The organism is Pseudomonas monteilii NBRC 103158 = DSM 14164 (assembly GCF_000730605.1).
GTDB lineage: Bacteria > Pseudomonadota > Gammaproteobacteria > Pseudomonadales > Pseudomonadaceae > Aquipseudomonas > Aquipseudomonas monteilii.
In genome coordinates this window covers 16,425-26,634 of record NZ_BBIS01000005.1, presented here as the reverse complement: position 1 = coordinate 26,634, position 10,210 = coordinate 16,425, and the positions used below count along the sequence as shown (strand labels likewise).

Sequence of the window (10,210 nt, the reverse complement as noted above, 5' to 3'; positions counted from 1 at the left end):
CCGGCCCCATGCGCCCGACCAGAGTCAGGTAGGCAGTAAAGGCAATCACCGACCCTGGCACCACCAGGTACAGCAACGAGCCGATGTAGCGCACATTCCACTCCATGCTGAACGGCACGCCGCTGACCACACAAAACACCGCCAGCATCGCCGCCCCGTAGACCATGCCCCAGGCGTTGGTAGTCATGGGTTTGAGCCCGGCCTTCTGTTGCATGCTCGATAGCATGTTACCCGCCGAGAAGCACAGCGTGCCGAGCAAGGCCAGGCCGAGGCCGTACAAGGTCTCGCGGCTGGCGGTGTGGTGTGACAGCTCGGGCCAGAACAGCAGCCCCAGCCCGAGCAGGCCCAAGGCTCCGCCGCCAAACACATTGCTGGCGATCTTCTGGCCGAAGAAGATCCGTGCATTGAGCGCATTCCACAGGGTAGCGGTGGAAAACACCACGGCGATCAAGCCACTGGCGACCCACTGGCTGGCACTGAGGAAGCAGATGAAATTGACGCAAAACAGGCACAGGCCCTGAGCCAGGCAGATCTGGTGGCCACGGCGGTTCATGGGTTGCAGGCGGCGGGTGAGCAGCAGGAAGGCGAACAGGATCAGCCCGGCCAGGGCGAAGCGGTAAACGATCGAGACCGGGATCGCGACCACACCCAGCTGGAGCTTCAGGGCGATCCAGGTGGTACCCCAGATCAGGACAGTGAGCAGGTACAGTGACAGGTTCATGGCGGTGGTTCCTTGGGCCTTTCAAGATCGGTGCCCGGCGCTTCGCGGGCAAGCCCGCTCCCACAGGGATCGCCAGTGTTCTTCCGATCAGCGTTTGCCTGCTTGCACAAACTTGCGCTTTTCTTGCCCTGGTGGATGTCACTCGACCACAGCCGCAGTAGGATGGCTGGCAAGAGGATTCGCCCATGACCCCACTCACGCAGCTGCAAGTGTTCAACGCCATGCACGCCTCGCCCCACGCCCGGCTGGAGCTGAGCGCGCACCTGGGCGATGGGCTGGCGGCGGCGTTGTGGAGCAACCGGGACGATGCCCGCGATTATCAGGCACCGACCCATCACACCCTGTCGTGCTACATCGCCGACGGCACCGGCACCTTCCGCCGCCAGCGCCCGGCCGAAAAGGGCGCGCCGGGCAAGCTGTGCGTGATGCCGGCCGGGCAGGAATCGAACTGGGTGGTCAATGGTGCAATCCGCCTGGCACACCTGTATGTCAGCGAGGCGCAATTCGCCTTGGGTTGCGTGCGCCTACTCGACCGGGAGCCGCGTGAACTGCAATTACAGGAAGCGACCTTTCTCGACGACCCGCAACAAGCCGCGCGCTTTCGCCAACTGATTACCCTGGACTGGGACGAGCCCGGCGAGCGCCTGCTGGCCAGCAGCCTGGCGCACGAGATTGTCGACCATGCATTGCTCAGCCAGGTCGGGCTGCGCCAGGGCCTGCGCCTGAAAGGTGGGTTGGCGCCGAACCTGCGCCGGCAAATGGTCGAGTACATCGAGGCGCACCTGGACCAGCCGATTACCCTGGGTGAACTGGCCCTGCGCTGCAACCTGTCCGAATACCACTTCGCGCGCATGTTCCGCACCAGTTTCGGGCTACCGCCGCACCAGTACTTGCTGGCCCGGCGGCTGAACAGGGCCCGCCAGCTGTTGCGGCTGGGGGAAATTCCGCTGGGGGAAATTGCCTTGATGTGCGGGTTTGCCAGTGCCAGCCATTTCAGCAACCGGTTCCGCCAGGCGCTGGGCGCAACACCTGGCGAGTACCGTTCGGCCATTCGCGGCTAAAGCCGCTCCCACAGGTAAAGCGTTGCTCTTGAGGCGGGCGCGCTCCCTGTAGGAGCGGCTTTAGCCGCGAAGAGGCCGGTACAGGCTGGCTCAAAACTCGAAAGTGCTGGACAGGCTCACCTGCCGCGCATCCCCGATTGCCACAAAGTACTGGTTCACCGCCGAGCTGTAGTAGACCTTGTCGAACAGGTTCTTCACGTTCAGTTGCAAGCGCACGTTGTGCTCATCCAGCTTGGTCTCGTAGCTGGCGAACGCATCGGCCACGGTGTAGGACGGCAGGTCGAAGGTGTTGGTCGAGTTGCCCGCGCGCTCACCCACATAACGCGCACCTGCGCCCATCCGCAGCTTGTCGCCCCCGAACAGGCTGCCGAAGTCGTACACGGCCGACAACGAACCGCTGTGCTTGGCCACGTTCTGCAGGCGGTTGCCTTGCAGGTCCGGGTCCTTGGTGACCTTGGCGTCCGTGTAGGCGTAGCTGCCTATAAGGCTCCAGTGCTCGCTCAGCTGCCCCGTCAGATCGAGCTCCACGCCACGCGAGCTGACCTCGCCGGCGTTGCTGTACACCGTCTCTTTCGTGGTGGCATCAAAGTTGGAAACCAGCACATTGCGCTTGGTGATGTCGAACAGCGCCAGGGTACCGGTCAGGCGACCGGGCATGTCTAGCTTGGCGCCCAGCTCCCACGACTTGCCTTCCTCGGGTGCAACCGACGAGTCCAGCACCACGCCGCCCGTCAGCGGTGCAATGCTGGAGTTGGGCTTGAACGACTCGCTGTAGCTGCCATAGAACGACAGCTGGTCATCGACCTTGTAGACGATGCCGGCATGCGGCACCCAGGCTTGGCCGCTGTTATCGGTATTGGCCGTGAACGGACGGCCACGGCCTGCGTACTGGTCGAATTGCTGGAATCGGGCACCGGCCACCAGGATCCAGTGGTCGTCCAGGTGCAGCGCATCCTGCACGAACAGTGCATCGGTGCGCAGCTTGTCTGTCTGGTCACTGTCACTGGCTCTTACTGTGGTGCCCTCCACCTCCTGGCCGTAGACCGGGTTCACATAGCTGAACGTGGATTGCGCAGTCTGGCGGATCAGATCACCGCGAAAGATCTTGCGGTCTTCATGGTCGACGCCGAACAGCAGGTCGTGTTGCATACCGGCCAACTCCACGTTGCCCGCCAGGCTCAAGGTGGCGAACTGGTCACGGCTCATGGCGTTGTGGGTGCCGTCGATGCTGCGAGTCAGTGTGCCTTTGGCTTCGTTGACCCCGGTCACCCGCACCTGGCTGGCATCATAAGTCTCGCGGTTGAAGCTGTAGCCAAAGTGCAGCTTCCAGTCATCGGCCAGTTGGTGGTCGACTTCCAGGCGGTACAGGTCAGACCGCCCTTCCATGTCGTTGAACGGCTCGTCCAGGCGCCGCGTGGCGGGGATGTTCAGCGGATGGCCGTTGTTGCCGAACGCGGTGCCGCGGTCGAAGGGCGAGAGAAACTCGCGGTGCTCGTACGCCAGCACCACCTGGGTGTCTTCGCCCAGCCAGGCCAGCGACGGCGCTACCAATGACTCGCGGTGTACGCCGTAGTTGCGCCAGTAGTCCTCATCCTCGTGGTCGACGATCAGGCGGTAGGCGAAGTTGCTGTCGCCCAGCGCGCCGGTGCTGTCGAACCCGCCGCCACTGCCGTTCTTGCCGCTGCCGTAGGTGGAGCCACGGACGGTCAGGGCGTTGTACTGCTGCAACTGCGGGCGCTTGCTGACCACGTTGATCACCCCACCCGGGTCCTGGATGCCATACAGCAGCGAAGCCGGGCCCTTGAGCACTTCGACCCGCTCGGTACTGGCGTTGAGGTTGCGGCCCTGCACGATGGGCATGCCGTCGCGCATGATCGAGCCGTCGCGGTTGTCGCCAAAACCGCGTTTCATCACCGTGTCGGAGGTGCCGCCAAAGTTGTTGCCCTGGGTGATGCCACTGACGTTGTAAAGGGCATCGTCGAGGTTGCGCGGAGCCTGGTCGCGGATGACCTGGGCCGGTACCACGTTGATGGCCTGGGGAATGTCCTGGTTCGGGCCTTGTCCGCGCATGATCGAGGCGGTGGTCGGCGGTTGATAGCTGTACACGTCCATTTGCGAGGTCACGGTGGTGGCCTGCAGGTTGAGGGCGCCGGAGGTGTCTGCGGTTTCGAGGGTCAGCGTACGTGCGTCGACGCGGCGCCAGGCCAACCCGGTGCTGCCCAGCAGCTGTTGCAGGGCCTGTTCGGCGCTGAATCGGCCGTTCAGTGCCGGCGCCTGCACGCCCGGTAGTTCCAAGGTGTAGACCACGCTCTGGCCAGTGGTGCGGCTGAAGGCGTTGAGCGCCTGGGCCAGGGGCTGGGCCGGCTGGGCGAAGGCATAGGTCTGCTGTTGCTCGGCGGCACTGGCCAGGGGAGCAACAGCAACGGCCGGGAGCATGGCAAGGCCGAACCAGAGAGGGACGCAACGCGGAGAGAACTTCATGGACGCTGACCTGTGAGAGGGTGATGACTGCGAATGAATCGCACTTCCACTCATTACACGGATGCCACGTCCTGTTACCTCACCCGCTTTTTGAAAAATATTTTGCCTGTGCCCGCGAAGAGGCCAGTACAGGCAACTACCGAATCAGGGTCAACCGCCCCAGCACGGTCTGCCGCGAAAAGCCCATCACCTTGCCCAGCGAATCCAGCGCCAGCAACGGTTCGCCCACCGGGAAACTGCCGCTGACCTTGCGCTGTCCCAGTTCACCATCCAGCAACAGGATGCGCCCTGGGTAATAGCGCCCAATATCTTCAACCACCTGCGCCAGCGGTACCTGGTAATAATTCAGCCAACCCTGGCGCCAGGCCAGGCGGTTGTCACTGTCCACCGTCAGGGTGTCGCCTACCCTGCCTGCGCTGTAGTTCACCTGCTGGTTGGCAGTCAGTTCACGTGCCAACGTGCCCTGCGCAGGGCTAACCCCCACACGCCCGCTGCGCACCGTCACCTGGGCGCCCTCGCCCTGCTCGCGCACTTCAAACTGGGTACCCAGCACCCGTACCTCGCCACCGGCAGCTTCCACCAGGAACGGCTCGCCGGTATGCGTCACCTGGAAAAACGCTGCGCCATGCAGCAACCGCACACGGCGCTCCCCCTTGGCGAAATCGACCGCAATGGCGCTACCGGCATCCAGCGTGACCTGCGACTGGTCAGCCAAGGTCACTTGGCGAATCTGCCCGGCACTGCTGTAGTCAGCCTGCAGGTCCTGCAACCAGTACCCCGGGTGCCAGCCACCGGCAACACCCACGGCCAGCACCAGGCAGGCCGCCATCGCCATCGCCGTCACACGCCTCCACGGACCACGGGCCGGCGGCCTGGCCATGGCATCGAGGTAACGTTGCAGGGCTTGCTGTTCTTCGTTGGCCAACCGCTGCGCCGGGCCGGCGCTTTTCTGCCACAACAGCTGAGCCTGTTCATAGGCGGCGCGGTGAACAGGGTCGGCCAGTAGCCAGCGCTTGAACGCCGCCCCTTCGGCTTGCGCGGGCTGCTCGTTGATGCGGCTGAGCCACTGCAGGGCGGCCTGGGATTGCGCCTCGGTGATGGGGGGCATGCTGCTCATCGACGGGCGCTCCCTGGCCGGCGTGGAGTGGGAGCGGGCTCGGCAACACTGGCCTTGCACGCTTCAAGGGCGCGCATCATATGCTTTTCCACGGCGCTCTGGGACAGTTGCATGGCCTTGGCGATTTCGCCGTACTTGCAGCCGTGAATACGGTTGAGCAAAAAAATTTGCCGGGTGCGCTCGGGCAACGCACGCAAGGCGGCTTCGATGCGTTGCAGGTCGTGGTCCACTTCCAGGGCCTGCTCTGGCGCCTGGGCCGTGGCCACTTCGTCCACCGGCAACGCGGCTTCGGCCACGCGTTCGCGGCTGCCTTCACTGCGCAGGTGGTCGATGGCGAGATTATCTGCGCATCGCAGCAAGTAGGTGTCCAGCGCCTCGACCTTCACTTCGGGGCGCCGCCAGAAGCGCAGAAATAGCTCCTGAACCAGGTCCGATGCCGTGGCGCGGCAGCCGACCCGTCGGCTGACCAGGGCTTCCATGCGTGCCCGCTGGGCCTGGAACACCTGGACGAAACGTGTACGCCCGCCGGCACTGTCGGCGTCGGGTTCGATGATGTCCCTCTGCTCGCTCACGGCTTCACACAGCAAACACGGCCAGCAACGGGCCGAGCACCACGCTGGCTGCGGCCAGGCCCAGCAGCAGGCGCGGCTGGTAAGGCAGGCCGAACACCCAGAGGGTTACCCCGGCCATCATCACCGCCATCCACTCCACCAGGCCGTAGGCCCAGCCACGCAAGTGCATGCTGAGGACCAGCGACAACAGCAGCAACAGCCATCCAGCACTGCGCAACAGCCGCAATTGCCCAGGGCGCGGCTTGCGCCCGAGCAGGTCGCTGAAGTGTTTTTCCATGGCCAGGCACAGGGCGACAAAACCTGCGAATGCGAGCAGTGCGTTACCCAGCATCAACTCACCTCCGCCGTTTCAGTGCCCGGCTTTTTTACTGCGCGTGGGCGCTTGGCAACCGGCTTGGGGCTGCGCAGCATCTTGCCGGCCAGCCAGGCCAGGAACAGCCCGGTGGCCAGGGCAGTCAGGTCGAAGCCGGCCATGGCCCAGTCACCCTCCAGCAGCGAATGGTTCAGCCCGCGGTGGGTACTCAGGCCGTTGAGCAGCGGCAGCAAGGCAAAGGCCAGCGCACCCAACGCAAGTTGCTCGCCCCAGGCCCTGCGCCCGCTGCGTAGTACCGCATGCACCAGCGACAGGCCCCAGGCGATGAAGAAGGCATTGACCTCCCAGTCGCCCCGGCCTTCGACGCCTATCGGGACCAGGCGGTTGGCCCAGAAGAAACCTGCCACCGCCAGCAGCAAGCCGCTCATGCTGGCGGTATTGAGTACCTCGACCAGGCGCAACTCACCCGGTATGCGCTCGCTCTTGGCGTGCTTGAGCTGGCGCTTGCCCAACCACATCACCAGCCCGGTGCCGATCACCGCAGTACCGGCCACACCGAAGAAGAAGTACAGCCAGCGCAACCAAGGGCCGGCGAAGTTACCCATGTGCAGCCCGGCGAAACTGAAGGCGGTCATCATTGCCCCGCTCTCTGGCTTGCCCTGGCTCAGCAGCTCGCCACTGGCGCCATCGAAGGTCCAGTTGGCGCTGCGCCGATAAGCCACATGGTCGGCAGACGATTGCGTGAAGGTGACGCGGGCATTGCTGTCGCCCGGGTTCTGCACCTGGATGTTGCCGATACGCGCGCCGGGTTGCAGTGCCTGCAACTGGGCATACAGGCTGGGCAACGGCACCAGCGGTGCAGCCACATGGGCCGCCTTGGGCGCATCGTCGCGGCCGAACAGGTCGTTGAAGTACTTGTCGGTGTCATTGCCATAGCTGGCCATGATGCCAGCCGGCATCACCATGTACATGAACAGCACCAGGCTGCTGTAGCTGATCATCAGGTGAAATGGCAGCACCAACACACCGATCGCGTTGTGCCCGTCCAGCCAGGAGCGCTGGCCCTTGCCGGGGCGGAAGGTGAAGAACTCCTTGAAGATCTTCTTGTGCGTGATGATGCCGGTGACCAGCCCCAACAGCATGATGAACGCGCAGAAGGTCGACAGCCATCGGCCGAACGGGTAAGGCATTTGTAGCTGGAAGTGGAAGCGGTAGAAGAACTCGCCACCGCGGCTGTCGCGCGCTTCAACCGGCTGACCGGTCTGGGTATCGAGGGTTTTACTCACGAACCCGCGTGGCCCGCCATTGGGGTCGCGGTAGCCCACGCTCAAGGCAGCCTCGCGCGCGTTGGGCATGCGAATGAACCAGGTGCCAGAATGCCCGGCATTGTCCTGCAGGTAACGTTGGGCCACACCCAGGCTGTTGAGCGGATCCAGAGCATGGCTGCGCACTTCGGGCTGCGCCCAGTGGGTGATTTCTTCCTTGAAATACGACAGCGTGCCGGTGAGGAAGATGGCGAACAACAGCCAGCCGAAGATCAGGCCGGTCCAGGTGTGCAGCCAGGCCATCGCCTGGCGAAAGCCTTCTTTCATGGGTTTTTCATCCAGTAGGCGACGCCGCTGATCAGGCCCAACAACAGGCTTGGCGCCAGTACACCCAGCCAGGCACGCCAGGCGTTGCGGCAAGCGAAGCACCAGATGAACCCCAGCAGGTAGAAGACGAACGACAGCAACAGGCCGGTGAGGGTGGCATCGACCTTGGGCAACGGCGCCACCAATGCAATACAGACGCTGGCCATCGACGCCAGCAAGTAGCCGCCCAGCAGCGCGGCCAGGCTGCGTGAGGCAACGCCCAGCCGGTAACTGAGCGGGAGACCGGCGGTTTTGCGCGTCATGGCGAAGGTCCGGGCATTTTCGGGGGTGCAATACTAATGATTTCAATTCTCATAAGCAAAGCCTGCTGCTACTTCGCCCTGTGAACGCCTCGTTTTCCCCGCAAGTGGCCGAGCAGGCCGTGCACTGGGCAGACGTCGGTGGAGTTCTGACCTGTAGCAAATGGGGGGCCGCTTTGTAGCCCCCTTTTGCAACAAGAAATTTATTTTCAGAAAGGGCTTGAATTCATCCCGCAGTTGCCTGACCTTAGAGTCAAGAGGCGCAGAAATTCCAAGGGTCTCAAGGGCCTAGGCGCGCCTCCATGCGAGCAAGCTGAATAAGGATTGAATCATGCAAATCCAGGTCAACAGCAGCAATCATTTCGAAGGCAACGCCCGGCTCGATCAGTGGGTCCGCAGCACACTGCAGAACTCGCTGGAACGTTACGAAGAAGACCTCACCCGCATCGAGGTTCACCTGCGCGACGAAAACGGCGCCAAGCCCGGACCGCATGACAAACGCTGCCAGATGGAGGCTCGCCCAAAAGGCCACCAACCGATTTCCGTGACCCACACCGCCACTTCGCTGGACCAGGCAGTCGACGGTGCCGCCACCAAGCTCACCCACGCGCTGGAACACTTCTACGGCAAGTTGCGCAGCAAGCGCGGCGCCCTGGAGCTGAGTGATCCAGACGCCTGATCGGCAATGCAAAACGCCCGGCTTGAAGCCGGGCGTTTTTGTTTGTAGCGATCAATGGCACTGAACCAACCCGCCGCGTTGCCAGTCAACCTCTGCACTCATTCACTGCAGAAGCACGACCATGAACAACCCGTTCGAAAAAATCAGTGCTGCATTCGCCCCCGAATACCGGGTCAACCTGAGCATCACAAACCTTGACGGCAGCATCATGCTGACCCTGTCCGACGACGCCGGCGTGGTCGCCAAGCGCCTCATCACCCAGGCCCAGCGCAACGACCCGGCGCGCCTGCAACGGGTGATCGACAGCATTCGCCTGGGCCTGGCCATCGAATTCAGCCAGAACCCCATGCAAGTGCTGGCCGCGCTGACCCGCGACGCCCGTCACGCGCCGCGCCACGTCGTTGCCAACTGAGGGCTACTTGCCCTCCTCCACTTCCTTGCCGTTGGCATCCAGCACCTTGGTCGAGGGGTAGCGATACGAAGCGTAGCGCACCACCAGAATCGAGAACGCCAACAACAGGATGCCGCCGCACAGGTACAGCAGCCCCTCGTCCGGCGCCTTGTGGTGCGAGACATCGCCGATCAGCAGGCGGGTCAGCGCGGTAATGGCCACGTACAGCAGGAAGCGGATCGGCATGTGGTTGGTCTTGAAGTAAATGCCGACCATGGCCCCCAGCTCCAGGTAGATGAACAGCAGCAGGATGTCATCGACACTGACCCCGCCCTTGCCGAGCATGTCCAGGAAGGTGACCACCGCCGCATAGGCGGTAATCGCGCCAATGCCGAACAGCGCCAGGTAATGGAAGGCCTCGACACACAGGTTGCCCAGCGAGTCGGCCGAACCATGCAGGCCTTTGCGTAGCTTGTCTGCCCATTTGATGTTCACGATGTTCCATTCCCCGATACGTCTTTAAGGATGATGCGTCACCGGTGTGACGCTTGTGCCATGCAGTTAAAGGGCCAGGCCCTTGGCTTGGAAGGCGTCCGATTGCCGCAAGGCACGTGTGGGCAGGCTGAAGAATCAGGTTGCGCGATGATGGCAATGCCATTACTGTATGCGCATACAGTAAACTGCAACGCAACCAGCAAAAAGGCATAGAGGTGATGAATGGCCGTCGAAGTGGTGTACCGCAGCAGCCGCGACCCGGAGCGCTTGTTCATGGATAAGGCCGAAGCAGACCGTCACGACAAGATGCTCGAACTGGCCGAGCGCCTGGCCGAAGTGCTGCACAAGGCGGTGCCGTCGCTGACTGAGCAGCAGGTTGAGGAAGCCGGTATCTACATGGCCAAGAACCGCGATGTGTTTGCCCGGGCGTTCAAGAGCCAGCCGGATGCGTTGGCCGAGTTGCTGGAAGATGGTGCTACCGAGTGAGAT

At 63.0% G+C, this 10,210-nt stretch carries 12 protein-coding genes; 4 read left to right on the top strand and 8 right to left on the bottom strand.

The annotated features are described in order from the left end of the window. On the bottom strand, nt 1-721 hold a 721-nt coding region (locus PM2_RS02085; RefSeq protein WP_042131200.1), incomplete at its 3' end, for a DMT family transporter. 185 nt (nt 722-906) lie between these two features. Between PM2_RS02085 and PM2_RS02080 the strand changes: the two genes are divergently transcribed. After that, nucleotides 907-1,782: a helix-turn-helix transcriptional regulator gene (locus PM2_RS02080; RefSeq protein ID WP_028698631.1), complete on the top strand. Its 876-nt coding sequence runs from the start codon at nt 907-909 to the stop codon at nt 1,780-1,782. 90 nt (nt 1,783-1,872) lie between these two features. On the opposite strand, the gene PM2_RS02075 is transcribed toward PM2_RS02080, so the two are convergent. The 6 genes from PM2_RS02075 to PM2_RS02050 form a co-directional block, all read right to left on the bottom strand. Next, nucleotides 1,873-4,263: a TonB-dependent siderophore receptor gene (locus PM2_RS02075; RefSeq protein WP_028698632.1), complete on the bottom strand. Its 2,391-nt coding sequence runs from the start codon at nt 4,261-4,263 to the stop codon at nt 1,873-1,875. A gap of 136 nt (nt 4,264-4,399) precedes the next feature. Next, nucleotides 4,400-5,380: a FecR family protein gene (locus PM2_RS02070; protein ID WP_016713494.1), complete on the bottom strand. Its 981-nt coding sequence runs from the start codon at nt 5,378-5,380 to the stop codon at nt 4,400-4,402. Continuing rightward, nucleotides 5,377-5,952: an RNA polymerase sigma factor gene (locus PM2_RS02065; RefSeq protein ID WP_028698633.1), complete on the bottom strand. Its 576-nt coding sequence runs from the start codon at nt 5,950-5,952 to the stop codon at nt 5,377-5,379. Before PM2_RS02065 ends, PM2_RS02070 begins: the two co-directional genes overlap by 4 nt. A gap of 4 nt (nt 5,953-5,956) precedes the next feature. Next, nucleotides 5,957-6,283 carry a DUF3325 domain-containing protein gene (locus PM2_RS02060; RefSeq protein ID WP_028698634.1) on the bottom strand — a complete coding sequence of 109 codons (327 nt, stop codon included), beginning with the start codon at nt 6,281-6,283 and terminating at the stop codon, nt 5,957-5,959. Continuing rightward, nucleotides 6,283-7,857 carry a PepSY-associated TM helix domain-containing protein gene (locus PM2_RS02055; RefSeq protein ID WP_028698635.1) on the bottom strand — a complete coding sequence of 525 codons (1,575 nt, stop codon included), beginning with the start codon at nt 7,855-7,857 and terminating at the stop codon, nt 6,283-6,285. The genes PM2_RS02060 and PM2_RS02055 overlap by 1 nt, the downstream gene beginning before the upstream one ends. Further along, the gene (locus PM2_RS02050; protein WP_028698636.1) at nt 7,854-8,159 is read right to left on the bottom strand and encodes a DUF3649 domain-containing protein; all 306 of its coding nucleotides are present in this window, start codon (nt 8,157-8,159) and stop codon (nt 7,854-7,856) included. Before PM2_RS02050 ends, PM2_RS02055 begins: the two co-directional genes overlap by 4 nt. 328 nt (nt 8,160-8,487) lie before the next feature. Between PM2_RS02050 and PM2_RS02045 the strand changes: the two genes are divergently transcribed. Together PM2_RS02045 and PM2_RS02040 are read left to right on the top strand one after the other, a co-directional pair. Then, nucleotides 8,488-8,835, top strand: a complete 348-nt coding sequence (locus tag PM2_RS02045) for an HPF/RaiA family ribosome-associated protein (protein WP_016713489.1) — start codon at nt 8,488-8,490, stop codon at nt 8,833-8,835. Between the two features lie 121 nt (nt 8,836-8,956). Then, entirely contained in the window at nt 8,957-9,247 is a 291-nt protein-coding gene (locus tag PM2_RS02040; RefSeq protein ID WP_016713488.1) for a DUF3509 domain-containing protein, read from the top strand. Between the two features lie 3 nt (nt 9,248-9,250). Here PM2_RS02040 and PM2_RS02035 read toward each other — a convergent pair whose 3' ends face one another. Further along, entirely contained in the window at nt 9,251-9,721 is a 471-nt protein-coding gene (locus PM2_RS02035; RefSeq protein ID WP_016713487.1) for a phosphate-starvation-inducible protein PsiE, read from the bottom strand. Nucleotides 9,722-9,943: 222 nt separating this feature from the next. Between PM2_RS02035 and PM2_RS02030 the strand changes: the two genes are divergently transcribed. Continuing rightward, nucleotides 9,944-10,207, top strand: a complete 264-nt coding sequence (locus PM2_RS02030) for a YebG family protein (RefSeq protein WP_028698637.1) — start codon at nt 9,944-9,946, stop codon at nt 10,205-10,207. The last annotated feature ends 3 nt before the right edge of the window (nt 10,208-10,210 follow it).

Excerpts from the sequence above, each read along its gene's own strand:
- PM2_RS02080 (WP_028698631.1), top strand. The coding sequence starts at position 907 with ATGACCCCACTCACGCAGCTGCAAGTGTTCAACGCCATGCACGCCTCG.
- PM2_RS02075 (WP_028698632.1), bottom strand. The coding sequence starts at position 4,263 with ATGAAGTTCTCTCCGCGTTGCGTCCCTCTCTGGTTCGGCCTTGCCATG.
- PM2_RS02070 (WP_016713494.1), bottom strand. The coding sequence starts at position 5,380 with ATGAGCAGCATGCCCCCCATCACCGAGGCGCAATCCCAGGCCGCCCTG.
- PM2_RS02060 (WP_028698634.1), bottom strand. The coding sequence starts at position 6,283 with ATGCTGGGTAACGCACTGCTCGCATTCGCAGGTTTTGTCGCCCTGTGC.
- PM2_RS02055 (WP_028698635.1), bottom strand. The coding sequence starts at position 7,857 with ATGAAAGAAGGCTTTCGCCAGGCGATGGCCTGGCTGCACACCTGGACC.
- PM2_RS02050 (WP_028698636.1), bottom strand. The coding sequence starts at position 8,159 with ATGACGCGCAAAACCGCCGGTCTCCCGCTCAGTTACCGGCTGGGCGTT.
- PM2_RS02045 (WP_016713489.1), top strand. The coding sequence starts at position 8,488 with ATGCAAATCCAGGTCAACAGCAGCAATCATTTCGAAGGCAACGCCCGG.
- PM2_RS02040 (WP_016713488.1), top strand. The coding sequence starts at position 8,957 with ATGAACAACCCGTTCGAAAAAATCAGTGCTGCATTCGCCCCCGAATAC.
- PM2_RS02030 (WP_028698637.1), top strand. The coding sequence starts at position 9,944 with ATGGCCGTCGAAGTGGTGTACCGCAGCAGCCGCGACCCGGAGCGCTTG.